This is a genomic window from Blastococcus sp. TF02A-26 (assembly GCF_003319125.1).
In the GTDB taxonomy this organism is placed as follows: Bacteria; Actinomycetota; Actinomycetes; order Mycobacteriales; family Geodermatophilaceae; genus Trujillonella.
Window position 1 is genome coordinate 26,060 of the sequence record NZ_QOHG01000011.1, and the last position, 15,606, is coordinate 41,665.

General features: G+C 74.6%; 18 protein-coding genes and 1 tRNA gene. 16 read left to right on the top strand and 3 right to left on the bottom strand.

Going from position 1 to position 15,606, the window contains the following annotated elements:
• Positions 1 to 78 precede the first annotated feature (78 nt).
• The 5 genes from DQ240_RS13570 (at position 79) to scpB (ending at position 4,902) form a co-directional block, all read left to right on the top strand.
• Positions 79 to 924, top strand: coding sequence for an AAA family ATPase (locus DQ240_RS13570; protein ID WP_199589307.1), 846 nt, complete (start codon positions 79 to 81; stop codon positions 922 to 924).
• Complete coding sequence (locus DQ240_RS13575; protein WP_113840155.1) at positions 921 to 1,430, top strand: hypothetical protein; 510 nt, start codon at positions 921 to 923, stop codon at positions 1,428 to 1,430. Before DQ240_RS13570 ends, DQ240_RS13575 begins: the two co-directional genes overlap by 4 nt.
• 95 nt (positions 1,431 to 1,525) lie before the next feature.
• Complete coding sequence (locus tag DQ240_RS13580; protein ID WP_113840156.1) at positions 1,526 to 2,359, top strand: ScpA family protein; 834 nt, start codon at positions 1,526 to 1,528, stop codon at positions 2,357 to 2,359.
• A 10-nt stretch (positions 2,360 to 2,369) separates the two neighbouring features.
• Positions 2,370 to 4,052 carry a hypothetical protein gene (locus tag DQ240_RS13585; protein WP_113840157.1) on the top strand — a complete coding sequence of 561 codons (1,683 nt, stop codon included), beginning with the start codon at positions 2,370 to 2,372 and terminating at the stop codon, positions 4,050 to 4,052.
• 13 nt (positions 4,053 to 4,065) lie between these two features.
• Positions 4,066 to 4,902, top strand: coding sequence for an SMC-Scp complex subunit ScpB (gene scpB / locus DQ240_RS13590; RefSeq protein WP_113840158.1), 837 nt, complete (start codon positions 4,066 to 4,068; stop codon positions 4,900 to 4,902).
• A gap of 217 nt (positions 4,903 to 5,119) precedes the next feature.
• Here the strand turns inward: scpB and DQ240_RS13595 are convergent, their stop codons facing one another.
• Positions 5,120 to 5,362 (bottom strand): hypothetical protein, encoded by a 243-nt coding sequence (locus DQ240_RS13595; RefSeq protein ID WP_113840159.1) that lies wholly within the window; start codon positions 5,360 to 5,362, stop codon positions 5,120 to 5,122.
• 31 nt (positions 5,363 to 5,393) lie between these two features.
• Positions 5,394 to 5,837 carry a hypothetical protein gene (locus DQ240_RS13600; protein WP_113840160.1) on the bottom strand — a complete coding sequence of 148 codons (444 nt, stop codon included), beginning with the start codon at positions 5,835 to 5,837 and terminating at the stop codon, positions 5,394 to 5,396.
• A 193-nt stretch (positions 5,838 to 6,030) separates the two neighbouring features.
• On the opposite strand from DQ240_RS13600, the gene DQ240_RS13605 reads away from it, so the two are divergent.
• The 9 genes from DQ240_RS13605 (at position 6,031) to DQ240_RS13640 (ending at position 12,033) form a co-directional block, all read left to right on the top strand.
• Positions 6,031 to 6,813 (top strand): pseudouridine synthase, encoded by a 783-nt coding sequence (locus tag DQ240_RS13605; protein ID WP_113840275.1) that lies wholly within the window; start codon positions 6,031 to 6,033, stop codon positions 6,811 to 6,813.
• Between the two features lie 78 nt (positions 6,814 to 6,891).
• Complete coding sequence (aroH, locus tag DQ240_RS13610; protein ID WP_113840161.1) at positions 6,892 to 7,254, top strand: chorismate mutase; 363 nt, start codon at positions 6,892 to 6,894, stop codon at positions 7,252 to 7,254.
• Between the two features lie 41 nt (positions 7,255 to 7,295).
• Positions 7,296 to 7,982 (top strand): (d)CMP kinase, encoded by a 687-nt coding sequence (cmk, locus tag DQ240_RS13615; protein WP_113840162.1) that lies wholly within the window; start codon positions 7,296 to 7,298, stop codon positions 7,980 to 7,982.
• A complete protein-coding gene (der, locus tag DQ240_RS13620; protein WP_113840163.1) occupies positions 7,979 to 9,337 on the top strand; it encodes a ribosome biogenesis GTPase Der in 1,359 nt (452 codons plus the stop codon). Before cmk ends, der begins: the two co-directional genes overlap by 4 nt.
• A gap of 67 nt (positions 9,338 to 9,404) precedes the next feature.
• The gene (locus tag DQ240_RS13625) at positions 9,405 to 10,301 is read left to right on the top strand and encodes an alpha/beta fold hydrolase (protein WP_113840164.1); all 897 of its coding nucleotides are present in this window, start codon (positions 9,405 to 9,407) and stop codon (positions 10,299 to 10,301) included.
• Between the two features lie 74 nt (positions 10,302 to 10,375).
• Positions 10,376 to 10,449 (top strand) — tRNA-Pro (locus DQ240_RS13630).
• 171 nt (positions 10,450 to 10,620) lie between these two features.
• Positions 10,621 to 11,394: a hypothetical protein gene (locus DQ240_RS13635; RefSeq protein ID WP_113840165.1), complete on the top strand. Its 774-nt coding sequence runs from the start codon at positions 10,621 to 10,623 to the stop codon at positions 11,392 to 11,394.
• Positions 11,395 to 11,470: 76 nt separating this feature from the next.
• The gene (locus DQ240_RS23285) at positions 11,471 to 11,617 is read left to right on the top strand and encodes a hypothetical protein (protein ID WP_158548683.1); all 147 of its coding nucleotides are present in this window, start codon (positions 11,471 to 11,473) and stop codon (positions 11,615 to 11,617) included.
• The gene (locus tag DQ240_RS13640) at positions 11,614 to 12,033 is read left to right on the top strand and encodes a VanZ family protein (protein ID WP_233498708.1); all 420 of its coding nucleotides are present in this window, start codon (positions 11,614 to 11,616) and stop codon (positions 12,031 to 12,033) included. The genes DQ240_RS23285 and DQ240_RS13640 overlap by 4 nt, the downstream gene beginning before the upstream one ends.
• A 3-nt stretch (positions 12,034 to 12,036) precedes the next feature.
• Here the strand turns inward: DQ240_RS13640 and DQ240_RS13645 are convergent, their stop codons facing one another.
• Complete coding sequence (locus DQ240_RS13645; RefSeq protein WP_158548684.1) at positions 12,037 to 13,269, bottom strand: ABC transporter substrate-binding protein; 1,233 nt, start codon at positions 13,267 to 13,269, stop codon at positions 12,037 to 12,039.
• A 199-nt stretch (positions 13,270 to 13,468) separates the two neighbouring features.
• Here DQ240_RS13645 and DQ240_RS13650 point away from each other — a divergent pair, with 199 nt between their 5' ends.
• Both DQ240_RS13650 and DQ240_RS13655 read left to right on the top strand, forming a co-directional pair.
• The gene (locus DQ240_RS13650; RefSeq protein WP_113840167.1) at positions 13,469 to 14,446 is read left to right on the top strand and encodes an alpha/beta hydrolase; all 978 of its coding nucleotides are present in this window, start codon (positions 13,469 to 13,471) and stop codon (positions 14,444 to 14,446) included.
• Positions 14,447 to 14,513: 67 nt separating this feature from the next.
• Positions 14,514 to 15,500 carry a helix-turn-helix domain-containing protein gene (locus DQ240_RS13655; protein ID WP_113840168.1) on the top strand — a complete coding sequence of 329 codons (987 nt, stop codon included), beginning with the start codon at positions 14,514 to 14,516 and terminating at the stop codon, positions 15,498 to 15,500.
• The last annotated feature ends 106 nt before the right edge of the window (positions 15,501 to 15,606 follow it).

Below are 15,606 nucleotides of genomic sequence, written 5' to 3' on the forward strand. Positions count from 1 at the left end.
CTGGAGGCGACACCGACCATGGCGATCCGAGGGGATGCGGCACCCGTCGTCGCGCGCCCGCGCGACACCGAGCCCGAGATGGGCGGGACCGCCTCGAAGCAGGACCCGGCCCGCGCCCGGCAGCGACCGCTGCCCGAGCCCCGGCCGCTGACCCAGCACGGTCCGGCCCAGGTCATCGCCATGTGCAACCAGAAGGGCGGCGTCGGCAAGACGACGTCGACCATCAACCTGGGCGCGGCGCTGGTCGAGCAGGGCCGCAAGGTGCTGCTCATCGACCTCGACCCGCAGGGTGCGCTCTCGGTCGGCCTCGGCGTCCCGGCGCAGAACCTGGACCGCACGATCTACAACGCCCTCATGGAGCGGCGGACCACCCTGGCCGACGTCCGGGTACCCACCGACATCCCGGGCCTGGACCTGGTGCCGAGCAACATCGACCTGTCGGCCGCCGAGGTGCAGCTGGTCAGCGAGGTCGCCCGCGAGCAGACGCTGCTGCGCGTCCTGGCCGACGTCCGCGACGAGTACGACTACATCCTCATCGACTGCCAGCCCTCGCTCGGCCTGCTGACCGTCAACGCCCTGACCGCGGCCTCCGGCGTGATCATCCCGCTGGAGTGCGAGTTCTTCTCGCTGCGCGGCGTCGCCCTCCTCGTCGACACGATCGAGAAGGTCAAGGAGCGGCTCAACCCCGACCTGGAGATCTCCGGGATCCTCGCCACGATGTACGACACCCGCACCGTGCACTGCCGCGAGGTGTTCAGCCGGGTCGTGGAGGCCTTCGGCGACACGGTGTTCCAGACCGTCATCCACCGCACGGTGCGCTTCCCCGAGACCACCGTCGCCGGCCAGCCGATCACCACCTGGGCGCCCACCTCGTCCGGTGCCGCGGCGTTCCGCGACCTGGCCAAGGAGGTCATCGCCCTGTGACGCGGCGTCCCGTCCTGCCCGGCGCCTCGGAGCTGTTCCGGCGCACCGACACCCCGGCCCAGCCGGAGGTCACGGAGCTCCCCAGCGTCGCGGCCACCACGAGCTCGCCGGCGCTGCGCGCGGCCACCCCGCGGCGCACCGCCGAGGTGCCCGGCGTCGAGGAGTCGATGCCGGGGCTGACGCTGGTCCCCGCCGGTGCCGACGCCGACCCGCTCGCGGCCTTCCGCACGGCGGCCCCGTCGGCGCCGACGCTGGCACCCCAGCCGCCGCGCAGCCGCGGCAAGGCCGTCCGCGCCGAGCGCACCAAGCACGACGAGAAGATCACCGTCTACATCTCCGCCGACGAGCTGCTCGCCCTGGAGAGCGCCCGGCTGTCCCTGCGCGCGCAGCACGGCGTGGCCGCGGACCGCGGTCGCATCGTCCGCGAGGCGATCTCGGTGCTGCTCGCCGACCTGGCCGAGTCCGGCGAGGACTCGGTGCTCGTCCGTCGGCTGAGGGGTCGCTGAGCCGGCGGTACGACACTCGACACCGTGCGCGCAGGTGCATCCGGGCCGCCCGGAGCTGCACGTCCGCGCACACCGACCGGTCCTAGGCTGCTCGCGTGACCGAGGCGCGGGCGGACGGGCGGTTCACCGTCCGGCTGACCAACTTCGAGGGGCCCTTCGACCTCCTCCTCCAGCTGATCGGCAAGCACCGGCTCGACGTCACCGAGATCGCCCTGTCGCAGGTCACCGACGAGTTCATCGCCCACCTCCGGGCGCTCGGCGACGAGCTGGACCTCGACCAGGCCAGCGAGTTCCTGGTCGTCGCTGCGACCCTGCTGGACCTCAAGGCCGCCCGGCTGCTGCCCGCCGCCGACGTGGAGGACGAGGACGACCTCGAGCTGCTCGAGGCCCGGGACCTGCTGTTCGCCCGGCTGCTGCAGTACCGCGCCTACAAGGAGGCGGCCGCGTTCCTCCGCGAGCGCGAGGCCGGTGCCGCCCTCCGGTACGGCCGGGATGCCGGGCCCGACCCGCGGTTCGCCGAGCAGGTGCCGGAGGTGCTGCTCGGGATCACCCCGGAGCAGTTCGCGGCGCTGGCGACCCGGGTGCTCACCCCGAAGGCGCCGCCGACGGTGAGCGTCTCCCACCTGCACGCCCCGGCCGTCAGCGTGGCCGAGCAGCTGGTGCTGGTGCGCGACCGGCTGGCGGCGGGGGGCACGGTCAGCTTCCGGTCGCTGACCGCCGACTGCGAGCACACCCTGGAGGTGGTGGCCCGCTTCCTCGCGCTGCTCGAGCTCTACCGCCAGCAGCGGGTCTCCTTCGACCAGGTGACTCCGCTCGGCGACCTGCACGTCCGGTGGATCGGAGGGCCCGGATCGACCCCCGGTTCCCCGGGCGTCGCAGACACCCCACCTGCTCCGCGGAACCGGGTCCGGGTCGATCCCGAACCGTAAGGTCCGCGGCGTGCGACCTCTGCTCGGATCCCGGCTCGACGAGGGACCGGACGCGGACGTGACCGACGGGACGGATGCGCCCGGCGGCGCGGTGTCCGGTGGCGCGGTGTCCGGTGACGCGGTGTCCGGCGGCACGGTCCGCCGCCGAGCGCTGCGTGAGCGCGCCGTCGTGCTGGCGGCGCCGGTGCTCCTGGTGGTGCTCCAGGCGGTGATCACCGTCCTGCGCGTCGGGCAGGTCCGCGACGGCTACGGGACGCGCAACCTCGAGGCCTCGTACCACGTCCTGCTCACCGTCGAGTCGCTGCTGCGCAATCCGTTGAGCGAGTCGTGGGGACTGCCCACGCTGACGCTGGGTGCGCCCAACGACAAGTGGATCGGCTGGGGTGCCGCCGTGGCGACCGAGCACGGCGACTTCGTCTACACGTCGTTCCCGCCCGCCGGCTTCTGGTTGCCCACCCTGCTCGCTGCGGTCCGCGGCGGTGAGCTCGGCCTCGCCGGCCTCGTGGCGCTCAACGGCGTGCTCGCCGCGATCTGCGGGGTGCTGCTCTACGCGCTCGTCACGCGCGCCGTCGTCCGGATGGAGCGGTCGATCGGGCTCGCGCGCTTCGCCGGGGTGTGCGCCGCGCTGCTCTACCTGCTCAGCCCCGAGGCGCTGCAGTCGCACGGCGCCGTCTACTGGCCGCACTCGCTGCTGCAGCCGGTGCTCCTCGGGCAGCTCGTCCTCCTCGAGCGCCTGCTGCTGCCCGGCACGTCGGACGCCTCGCGTCGACGGCTGCTGTGGGGCCTGGGCGTGCTGACGGCGGTCGGCTGCTACACCGAGTGGACGGCGTTCGTCTTCGCCCTCGGCACGGGCGCCCTGGTGCTCGCCGTCCCGGCGCTGCGCCGGCGGGCCCGCGCGGCCGGGGTGGTGCTGGTGGCCGTCGGGCTCGGGACGGCGGTCGTCCTCGCCACGCACTACGTGCTGGCCCTCGGCCTCGGGGACGCCGTCGAGGCGTGGAGCGGGCGCTTCGTGGACCGTGCCGGGTCGGGCGCCACCTACCAGCACCTGCTCCTGGGCTACGCGCAGTCCTTCGGCGGGGCGTTGCTCGCGGTGCTCGTCATCGTGGCGCTGGCTGCGTACTGGCCCGCGGACCGGGGGCGCCGGGACGCGGTGGGCCCGGTGCTCGTCGCCGCCTCGCTCGTCGCCGTCGCGGAGAACGTGATCCTGCTGCAGCACGCCAGCCAGTTCACCTTCGACCGGCTCAAGTTCGGCATCCCGCTGGCACTCCTCGCGGGCCTGACGATCGCGCGGCTCACCCGTGCGGGGATCCTCGTGGCCGGGATCGCGGTGGGTGTCGCCGGGGTGCTCGGGATCGCCGGCGACCGGAGCGAGGCCACGTTCTACGGGGCGTGGCCGGGGGCGGTGCGGACGAACGAGGACATGGTCGACCGGATCCGCGGTGTGATCGACCTCGAGTGCGCCACGATCGGCAGCGATCTCGGGGTCCGGGCCTACGTCAACCTGCTGCTGGACCGGGGGGTGCACGAGACCGTCACGCCGGCCGAGCTCGAGCGGATCGCCGGGGACGAGGACTCGTGCGGCACGGTGCACCTCGAGCTCGAGTACCTGTACGCGGACCTGCCGTTGATCGCCACGGCTACCGTCGTCCCCGCCGGAGGCGAGCCGGTGAGGCTGGCCGCGCCCGGCTACTGAGGGGGATGACGGCATGGACACCGAGGGCGATCGTCCCCCGAGGGAGCCGGCCCCGATCTCCTGGGACGCGCTGGCCGCCGAGCTCGCCGCGACCCGGGAGGCGGCCGGGGAGCGGGACGACGACCCGGCTGTCTGGGACGCCGTCGCCGCCGAGCTGGCCGCCCGGGTGGCCGAGCGCCCGCTGGCTCTGCCGGAGGAGCCGCCGCCGGTGCCGGCGGAGGAGCCGCAGCTGCCGCTGCCCGGGCTGCCCCCGCCCTCGCCGGAGCCCGCCCCGGAGCCCGAGCTCGTGGTCGAGGTCGACCCGGCGACGCTGCGCGCCCAGCTGGAGGCGTTGCTGTTCGTGCTGGACAGCCCGGTTGACGACGAGACCCTGGCCGCCTCCGTGCGCTGCCCGGTGGCCCGGACGCGCGAGGCGCTGGCCGAGCTGGCCGAGGACTACGACCGCCGCGGCGCCGGCATCACGCTGCGCCGGGTGGGCGAGGGGTGGCGGCTCTACACCCGCGACGAGCACGCCGAGGTGATCGAGCGCTACCTCGGCCACGGTCGCGGCAGCCGGCTCACCCAGGCGGCGCTGGAGACCCTCGCCGTCATCGCCTACCGGCAGCCCGTGACCCGGTCCCGGATCGCGGCGATCCGCGGGGTGGGCGTCGACGGCGTGATGCGCACCCTGCTGGCCCGCGGCCTCGTGCAGGAGGTCGGGAGCGACCCGGACTCCGGCGGTGGTCTCTACGGGACGACACCGCTCTTCCTCGAGCGGCTGGGACTCGGCAGCCTGACCGACCTCCCCGACCTGGGCCCGCTGCTGCCGGAGACGGCGACCCTGCTGGCCGACCACCCCGACGCCCACTGATCGAGGACACCCGACACCCACCGCTCGGGGGCCGGCCGCGCGCGGCCCTCACCCGGCTGTCCGGGCGCGGTGATCGACACCCACGCCCTGCAGTCGCCGAACTCGCCGCCGGACGCGGGGCCGGCGACCCTGCGGTGAGGGTGGCGATCACGTGATGCGGTGGTTCCGCGAGGCGGCGCGACAGGGCCGAGGCGGGCGACCAGGACGGGGACGCCGCTCAGTCGCCCCAGAGGACGCCGGTCACCAGCAGCAGGCCGACGAGCACGAAGACCCCTCCGCCGATCCGGCCGCGCCACAGGTGGAAGTTCCGGGCGCGGTCGGACCAGACCCCCGCCGACCCGCTCCGCTCGCGGGCGACGGGGTTGTCGGGGGAGTGCTCCCACACCAGCCGCCGGGAGAGCAGCACCAGGGCGACGCCCATCACCGCGAGCACCAACCCCATGACCTGCTCCATCCGCATGGGCTGATCCTCTCCGATCGCCGTGCCGGAGCTACGGGGAGGCGCGTTCGGACACGGCGGCGACGGGCCGCCAGCGCCACGCGGTGACGACGACGGCGGCGAGCGCCGCCAGGTCGGCGTAGGCGACCACGGTGCCGACCACGTCGAAGAACGTGGTCCCGTCGGCGGTCCGGAGCACCGTGCGCAGGACGTACAGCGCGACGACGACGTGCACCAGCCGGCGCCCGAGCGTCGCCCGAGGGTCCGGGACGGGGGACTCGGACCAGGCGCGGTGGAGGGCCACCAGCGCGACGACCGTGGCGATGAGCGCGGTGAAGCCCATGACCGCCCCGACCACCCACCCGACCTCCGGCTGGTCAGCGGCCGCGAGCAGCACGATGGAGACGGGCCAGGCGAGCAGGGTGGACACCCCGGCCAGGAGACCGGTGCGGCGGCGCTGGAGAGCGGGCGCCGCCGGCACCTCGAGCGGTGGCATGTCGCGTGGATACCAGTCCTGCGCCACCGGGGAGGTGCGGTCGGGGACGCCGTCACCCGGACGGGTCCGACCGCACGCGCCCGGAGGCGCGGCCGGCCGCGGTGGGAGACTGGACCCGATGAACGCCGTACCGACCGACGAGACCCCCGACGAGACCACCACGACCGGGGGCGGAGCAGGCTGGTCGGAGGACATGGAGCTCGCTCCGGCGCACCCCGGCGACCGCTCCGCCGAGCCCACCGAGGGCCACCCCGAGGGGGAGCGGCTGCAGAAGGTGCTCGCCCGCGCCGGCGTCGGCTCCCGCCGCGTCTGCGAGGACATGATCGACGAGGGCCGGATCAGCGTGAACGGCGCCGTCGTCCAGGTGCAGGGCATGCGGGTGCACCCGCGCACCGACCACATCGCCGTCGACGGAGTCCGCCTGGAGCTCCGCGACGACCGCGTCACCTACGCGATCAACAAGCCCGCCGGGGTCATCACCGCGATGAGCGACGACCGCAACCGGCCGACCGTCGGCGACATGGTCGGCGACCTCGCACCCGGGCTGGTGCACGTCGGCCGGCTCGACCAGGACACCGAGGGCCTGCTGCTGGTCACCAACGACGGGGAGCTCGCCCACCGGCTGGCCCACCCCTCCTACGAGGTGAAGAAGACCTACCTCGCCCAGGTCTCGGGCTCGGTGCCGCGCGACATGTTCAAGCGACTGCGCCAGGGCGTCGAGCTGGAGGACGGTCCGGTCAAGGTCGACGCGTTCCAGGTCGTCGACACCCACGCCGGTCAGTCGGTCGTCGAGGTCGTCCTGCACGAGGGGCGCAAGCACATCGTCCGGCGGCTGCTGGCCCACGTCGGCCTGCCGGTGTCCCGGCTCACCCGCACCGCGATCGGCCCGGTGAAGCTGGACCGGATGCGGTCGGGCTCGATCCGCAAGCTCACCCGCGCCGAGGTCGGCCAGCTGAACGAGCTCGTCGGTCTGTGACGGGGGCCGCTCGTGGGGCGCGCCTAGACTCGACCGGTTCCCGTGGTGCGGGAGCCGTGGGACGAACGAGGAGTGTGCATGGCCGTCCGAGCCATCCGGGGCGCGACGCAGGTCGACGCCGACGACCGGGACGAGGTGCTGGCGGCCACCCGTGAGCTGGTGAGCACCGTGATCGAGCGCAACGGTCTCGACGGCGAGCAGCTGATCAGCATCCTGTTCACCGCCACGCCGGACCTCACGTCGGAGTTCCCGGCGCTCGCCGCCCGAGAGCTCGGCCTCGGCGACGTCCCGCTCATGTGCGCCACCGAGATCGACGTCCCGCACGCGCTGCCGCGGGTGCTGCGGCTGATGGCGCACGTGGAGACCGACCGCCCGCGCTCGGAGATCGCGCACGTGTACCTGCGCGGCGCGACCGCCCTGCGACGGGACATCGCACAGTGAGCGAGGGACGAGCGGACACCACTGTGCGGGGTGATCGCGCAGTGAGCGGGTTCCGGGGGCAGGTGACCCTCGACGGGCCGTCGGGCACCGGCAAGTCCAGCGTCGCCCGCGCCGTCGCCGCCCGGCTGGGCGCGGCCTACCTGGACACCGGCGCGATGTACCGCGCCGCGACCGTCGCCGTCCTCGACGCCGGCGTCGACCCGGAGGACGGCGAGGCGGTGGCCGGCGTCGTCGCCGCGGCCCGCATCGAGGTGGGGACGACGGCCGGCACCGAGCTGGTGCGGGTGGACGGCGTCGACGTCGCCGTGCGCATCCGCGGCGCGGAGGTGACCCGGGCGGTGTCCGCGGTCTCGGCGGTGCCCGCGGTCCGCCGGCAGCTGGTCGACCAGCAGCGCGCGCTCGTGCAGGCCGCCGACGCTGTCGTCGTCGAGGGCCGGGACATCGGCACCGTCGTCCTCCCCGAGGCGACCTGCAAGATCTACCTGACCGCCGCGCCGGAGGCCCGCGCCCAGCGCCGGGCCGGCCAGCTCGGGGTGACCGACCCGGCGGAGATCGCGGCGATCGCCGCGGACCTGCGCCGCCGGGACGACTACGACAGCAGCCGCGAGGACAGCCCGCTGCGGCCGGCCGCCGACGCGGTCGTCGTCGACAGCACCGACCTCGACCGCGACCAGGTCGTCGACCGGGTCGTGGAACTGGCCCAGCAGTCGGTGGGGGTGTCCCGATGACCGAGGAGGGCACCGGCGGTCCGCTGCCGGTCGTGGCGATCGTCGGCCGGCCCAACGTCGGCAAGTCGACGCTGGTCAACCGCGTGCTCGGCCGCCGCGCCGCCGTCGTCCAGGACGTGCCGGGCGTGACCCGCGACCGCATCTCCTACGAGGCGCTGTGGAACGGCAAGCGGTTCACCGTCACCGACACCGGTGGTTGGGACCCCAAGGCCGAGGGGCTGGGCGCCTCGATCAGCCGTCAGGCGGAGTTCGCGATGCGGACCGCGGACGTGATCGTGCTCGTCGTCGACAGCCAGGTCGGGGCGACCGACACCGACCTCGCGGCGGCGCGGATCCTGCGGCGCAGCGACCGCCCGGTGATCCTCGTGGCGAACAAGGTCGACGACGAGCGCAGCGAGGCCGGGGCCTCGGAGCTGTGGTCGCTCGGGCTGGGGGAGCCGCAACCGATCAGTGCCCTGCACGGTCGCGGCGCCGGCGACCTGCTCGACATGATCCTCGACGCGCTGCCCGAGGCACCGCGCGAGACCGGAGAGGAGACCGGCCCGCGCCGGGTGGCCCTGGTCGGCCGGCCGAACGTGGGCAAGTCGAGCCTGCTCAACCGGCTGGCCAAGGAGGAGCGATCGGTCGTCGACTCGGTCGCCGGCACCACCGTGGACCCGGTCGACTCGATCATCACCCTCGGCGGCGAGGAGTGGCGCTTCGTCGACACCGCGGGGCTGCGCCGCAAGGTCAACACCGCCAGCGGCATGGAGTACTACGCCAGCCTGCGCACCGAGGCCGCCATCCAGGCCGCGGAGGTGGCCGTCGTCCTGCTCGCCGCCGACGAGGTGATCAGCGAGCAGGACCAGCGGGTGATCACCCAGGTGATCGAGGCCGGCCGCGCGCTGGTCATCGCCATCAACAAGTGGGACCTGCTCGACGAGGACCGGCACTACCAGCTGGAGCGCGAGGTCGAGCGGGACCTCGCCCGGGTCAAGTGGGCCAGCCGGGTGAACATCTCGGCGCAGGGCGGCCGGGGCGTCGGCAAGCTCGCCGGCCATCTGCGGTCGGCGCTGGCCTCGTGGGAGAGCCGGATCCCGACGGCCGAGCTCAACCAGTACGTCCGCGCGCTCGTGCAGGAGACGCCGCCGCCGGCCCGGGGCGGTCGCGCGCCGAAGATCAAGTACGTCACGCAGGCCGACGTCCGCCCGCCGCGCTTCGTCGTCTTCTCCACCGGCTTCCTGGAGGCCGGCTACCGCCGGTTCCTGGAGCGCAAGCTGCGTGAGCGGTGGGGCTTCGAGGGGACACCGATCGAGATCTCGGTCAAGGTCCGCGAGGGCCGGGAGACCGAGCGGCGCAAGGGGCTCGGCGGGTAGCGATGACTTCCGCCTCCGGGCCGGGTCGAGGAGGACGAGACGTCCCGATCCGGTTCCGGAGGCAGTCATGACCGCGCCGCAGACGCACACGCTCGAGGTCCCCGGGGCCGTGCTGGCCTACGACGTCCGCCCGGGCGACGGGGCGAGCGGGGAGCCGCCGCTGTTCGTGTTCGGCTCGCCGATGGCGGCGTCGGGTTTCGGCACGCTCGCGGGGCTCTTCCCCGACCGCACCGTCGTCACCTACGACCCGCGCGGCGCCGAGCGGAGCCGGCGGACCGACGGCGCGACGACGTCGACCCCGGAGGAGCACGCCGACGACCTCGCCCGGCTGGTCGAGGCGGTCGGCGGCGGACCGGTCGACATGCTGGCCACCAGCGGGGGAGCGGTCAACGCGCTGGTGCTGGTGTCCCGGCGCCCGGAGCTGGTCCGCACGCTCGTGGCGCACGAACCCCCGGCCGTCGCGCTGCTGCCGGATCGCGAGGAGGCGGCTGCCGCCTGCCGGCACGTGTCCGAGACCTACCAGCGCGCGGGGTTCGGCGCCGGCATGGCCGAGTTCATCCGGCTGGTCGTGCACTCGGGGCCGATCCCCGCCGACTGGGCCGACACCCCCGCCGACCCGGCGGCGTTCGGCCTCCGCACCGAGGACGACGGCTCGCGCGACGACGTCCTGCTGGGGCAGAACATGGACACCAACCCGACGTCGGAGTTCGACCTCGAGGCCCTGCGGACGGCGTCCACCCGCATCGTCCCCGCCGTGGGTGCCGGCTCGGTCGGGCAGCTCGCGCACCGCGGCGGCGAGGCCGTGGCCGAGGCGCTCGGCACGGCCGCGGTGGTCTTCCCCGGCGACCACGGCAGCTGGACCGACGGCGGGGACGGCGATCCAGCCGACGCCGTGGCGTTCGCCGCGCGGCTGCGCGAGGTGCTGACCGTGGGGATGTTGCGGGAGGCCCCGGTCGGCGGCTGACCCCTGGGGGAGCCGGGTGGCGGGTGCGGTAACCTGCTCTGGCAGCGATCGAGCGGTGCGAACCGCCCGGCGCTCGGGCTGTAGCGCAGCTTGGTAGCGCACCTGACTGGGGGTCAGGGGGTCGCAGGTTCAAATCCTGTCAGCCCGACACGTGATGTCGCAGGACATCGTCTCGGCCCGGACTCACGCTCGTGGGTCCGGGCCGGTGTCTTCTCGGCAGGTCGGCGTGGCCGGCCGGGACCCGGGACGCCATGGTCTGCGTCCGGGCTCAGAAGCGAGTGACGCAGAGCTGTCACCGACTCGCCGTAGCGTCCCGGACATGACGCGAAAGCGGACGTTCTCCGACGAGCAACTCGTCGAGGCGATCGCAACCTCGGACTCCTGGCGCGGGGTGCTGCGTGAGCTGGGGCTGGTCGCGACGTCTGCGGGAGCGATGCGGTCCGTGCGGTCCCACGCCGATCGTCTGGGCGCTGACTACGGCCATTTCAGAGGACGGCGTCGTTGGACCGACGACGCCCTTGCCGCGGCTATCGACGGTGCCCAGACCTGGTCAGATGTGGCCGGATCACTGGGGATCCGTGACTCATCGGCGGTGCTCAGCCTGAAGGGTCACGCTGCTCGGCTCGGTCTCGACCACCAGCACCTGAGCGCGACGCCGATGGTCGCCAGGGGCGAGATGCGGCCCAGTACCGCTCACCTCGACCGAGCCGGCTCCCTGCTCGCGGCTTCCTGGTTCGCACTGTGCGGTCACGATGTCTCCTGGCCGCTGGAGCCCTGCCGGTACGACCTCCTCGTCTGCACCGGTGACGGGGTCCGTCGGGTCCAGGTGAAGACGACGACGGTGCGGGCCGGGGACTCGTGGAAGGTCTACCTGTCGACGTCCCGCCAGGGGCCGAGGACGTACGACCCCGATGAGATCGAGGACTCCTTCATCATCGACGGTGCGCTGACGTGCTACCTGATCCCCGTCGCGGCAGTCGGCGGGCTGCATGCGATCCACCTCCGCGGCTACGCCCAGTACCAGTTGGCTCAGGTGCAGGACGGCGAAGGATCACCGAGGACGTCGCCGACGCTGAGCCGACGAATCCCCTGATCCGTCAGAGCCCGTTCCCAGCGGACGTCCAGCCGGCTCCCGGTCAGGTCCGAGGTGCCGCGCGGACGGTGTCCTCATGGACGACGTCCCCGCCCGCGACCTGCCCGGCCCGACCCGGTACCCGACGGCCGGCGGACTGCGACTTCCCGACGGCGGTGCCGTGACCCTCGTGGTCTCCACGCGCGACGGCGGCCGGTCGTGGGCCGTCGAGGAGCCCGGGTGACCTCGGCACGGGTCGGGCTGCACGCCTTCCTGGCCGGCGCGCTCGCCGTCGTGGCCATGGTGACGCTGACCCCGGAGGGGACCGGGTGGTCCTGGGGGGACCCGCTCACGGAGCTCCGCTGGTACGCGACCGCCCCGGACTCCGCGGCCACGGCGCTGCAGTTGGTGGGCAACCTGAGCCTGCTCGTGGTCCCGGCCGCCCTCGCCGTCGTCCTCTGGCCGGCGCTGGGCCGCCCCCGCCGGATCGCCGCGGTGGCACTCGCCGCGGGTGCGGGCATCGAGGTGCTGCAGTGGCTGCTCCCGCTGGGTCGGGTGGTGTCCCCGGTCGACGCGGTGCTGAACGCCATCGGGGCCGTCGTCGCGGCACTGCTGGTGGCCGGCGTCGCCCGATCAGCCTCCCGGACCTGGGTCGTGTAGCCGTCAGTCGATGCGCTCGCCGCAGACGGGCGAGGCCTCCTCGACGGTCACGAACTCCTCGCCCTCCAGCGTCACGAAGTAGGAGCACGACTCCGGCTGGTCGGCGACGGTGAAGTCGATCGGCCTCGGGAACAGCCCGCTCGCGTCGTAGGTGTCGTCGGAGCTCAGCGCGTCGATGAACTCCTGCTGGGTCGCGTCGCAGCCGGCCAGCTCCAGCCCGTGCAGGAACAGGTCGGCGTTGATCCACCCGGACGACATCGCATAACCGGGGATGCCGGACTCCACGCCCTGGTCGCGGACGGCGTCGGCCAGCCGCTCGGTCGCCTCCGTGCCCAGGGACACCGGGGCGTAGCCGACCGAGAAGCTGACCCCCTGCGCGGCGTCGATCGCGAGCGGGTTGTCCAGCAGGTCGTTGCCGTAGCCGGTGGCCGCCAGGACGCCGGCCAGCTCGACGCCCTCCTGCTCCAGTCCCTCGACCACGGCCAGGGCGGTGTCGAAGGTGATCGGCAGGTACAGGACGTCGGTGCCGGACTCCTCCACCCCGAGCACGATCGGACCGACGTCGGTGCTGCCGAGCTGCACGCTGGTGTTCAGGTAGCCGACGTCCAGGCCCGCCGCCTCGGCCGACCGGGCCGCTGCCTCGAGCGCGCCCTGCGAGGCCGGGATCTGGAAGGCCGCGCCGCCCATCCTCGTGCCGCCGATCGCCGCCATGTACTCGCCGAGGATGGAGTAGACGGCCTCGGGGTCGGGGACCGGCTGGGCCGGGAACATGTTGTTGCCCGGCTGCCGCCACTCGGGGCTCTGGTCGGTGACGTCACCCAGGATCGGGACGTCCGCGGCCTGGCTGGTCAGGAACTGGGTGGCCCCGAACAGGTTGGCGCTGCTGGAGAGGATTGCGTAGACGTCCTCCTGCTGGACCAGTCGCTGCGCGGCGGTGAGCGCCCCGGCAGGGGTGGAGGCGTCGTCGCCGTCGACGATCTCGATCTCGACGTCCGCGCACTCCCCACCCTCCTCCCGGTAGGCGGCGATCCGCGCCTCCACCCCGGTGCGGGCCGCCTCGCCGTAGGTCGACGCGGCCGGGCCGCTCATGGGCGTGATCACACCCAGCTCCAGCGTCTGCGAGCCGCCGCCGGTCGAGGGCCCGCCGTCCTCCTTCTCGTCGTCGGTGCCGCAGGCCGACGCGGCCAGCAGCAGGGCGCACGCGGCGCCGACCGCCGTGAGGGTCCTCGTTCGCATGGGCAGTGCTCTCCTCGTGCTCGGCGACCGGCACCCACCGGCGGGTGGGCGGCCGAGCGCCACAGTGACAGCGGCCACACCGCGGCTGAACCCGACAAGTGGCGGTGAGAACCCGCCGTTCGGCGCCTGGTCGGCCGGAGCCGGGCGGGACAGGCTGGGCTCGCGGTCACCGCCGATCGCCCGTCGCACCGGAGGTCCCATGACGCTCACGTCGCCCCCCGCCGAGGCCGCGGTCCCCGTCGACCCGGAGCTGGCCGCCGCGCTCGCGGCCTTCACCGGGCTGCCGCCCCTGACGGCCGAGATGATCCCGCTGCTGCGCCGGCCGAACCCGATGGCGCCGACGGACGACGACCTCGCCTGCGGCGGCCGGTTCACCGTCGAGGAGCGCGCCGTCCCCGGTCCGGCCGGCGCGCCCGAGGTCCGGTTGCTGCTCTGCCGCCCGACCGACGCCCCGGCACCGGTCGGCGCGGTCTACTACATGCACGGTGGCGGGATGATCCTCGGCGACAACCGCATGGGTGTGACCGAGCCGCTCACCTGGGCGCAGGACCTCGGGCTCGCCGTCGTCTCGGTGGACTACCGGCTCGCCCCCGAGACGCCCCACCCCGGACCGGTCGAGGACTGCTACGCCGGTCTGGTCTGGACGGCCGACTCCGCCGACGAGCTGGGCATCGACCCCGACCGGATCGTGGTCGCCGGCACGAGCGCCGGCGGTGGGCTGGCCGCCGCGCTCACCCTGATGGCGCGCGACCGCGGAGGCCCGGCGCTGGCCGGCCAGGTGCTCATGGCGCCCATGCTCGACGACCGCAACGACTCGGCCTCGGCGCTCCAGATGGCCGGCACCGGGGTGTGGGACCGGGCGGCGAACGAGGTCGGCTGGAACGCCCTGCTGGGCGCCGACCGCGGCAGCGACGGCGTGTCCCCGTACGCCGCCCCCGCACGGGCCACCGACCTGTCGGGGCTGCCCCCGGCGATCATCGACGTCGGCTCTGCGGAGACCTTCCGCGACGAGGACGTCGACTACGCCCGCCGGCTCTGGGCGGCCGGCGGGCGCGCCGAGCTGCACGTCTGGCCGGGGGGCTTCCACGGGTTCGACACCATCGCGCCCCAGGCGCAGCTGTCGCAGGAGGCGCAGGCCGCCCGCCTGCGGTGGCTGCGCCGGCTCCTGGCGCCCTGACCCCGCGGGCTCCCTCCGGCGCCGCGGACCGCTGGTCACCCGGTGCCCGGCAGAGCACCATGAGCGCGTGAACGACCTCGCCCTGCGCCTGGCCCAGCTGGACCCGCAGGCCAGCGCGGCGGTCCGGGTCGTCGGTCACTTCGACTCGCTCATGGCCTCCCGGGCGGGGCTGCAGTCGATCGTGCGCGGCGCGGCGTCCCTCGCCGGCTGTCCCGTCCGGCTGGTCGACCCGGCCCGGCGGCTCACGGTCCGGGTCCTCGCCGACGGCGTCGCGGTCCCGCCCGAGGGCGAGCCGGACCCGGCGTGGCCCGCCACCGAGGTGTCCGCCGACGGTGCGGTCCTCGTCCTCGAGCGGACCGGCCCGGTCGGGACCGTCGAGGCCGTCGTCCTGGAGCGGGCCGCCGCGGCCGCGGCGGCGGTGCTCGCGCGCAGCCCGTCCCGCGGCCGCGGGCACGACCCCGCATTCCTGCGGGTGGTGCTCGACGACGACGTCGACGAGGCGGAACGGCTCGCGGTGGCCCGGCGGCTGGGCCTGCCCGCGTCCTGCCGTGCGGTCGCCCTGCCGGACGGCGGGGCCCTGGTCGTGGCGGCCGGCGACGGTCCGCCGCCCGGGCAGCGGGCCGGGATCGGCGGGGTCGGTGGCGTCGCCGACCTGCCGGCCTCCTGGGCCGGGGCCCGGCTCGCGCTGCGCCTCACGGCCGCGGGCACCGACGACGACCCGGGCCCGCGGGTCGTCTCCGCCGAGTCCCTCGGCGCGCTCGCGCTCCTCGTCCGCGCGGCCGACGCCGAGCCGGGGCCGCAGCCCGACGTCCGGACGCTGGACCGGGCCGCGGCGAACGCGCCCTGGGTGCTGGCCACCCTCGACGCGGTCGTCCGCGCCGACAGCCTGCGCGGCGCCGCGCGCGTCCTGCGGGTGCACCACTCGACGCTGCAGGACCGGCTGGCCTCCGCCGAGTCGATGCTCGGCTGGGACCTCCGGTGCGCCGAGGGCCGGCTGCGCCTGCACCTGGCCCTCGCCCTCCGGCGCGCCGCGCGCGGGACGGGCTCGCGGTGACCGCGGGTCGGGGGCGGCTCAGCGGCTGACCGCGCTCCTCCATCGGGCAGTGCCGGGCGCGCGTTTCGTGCAGGGAAGAGAGCCCGATCGTGCAGGAAGCGGGCGT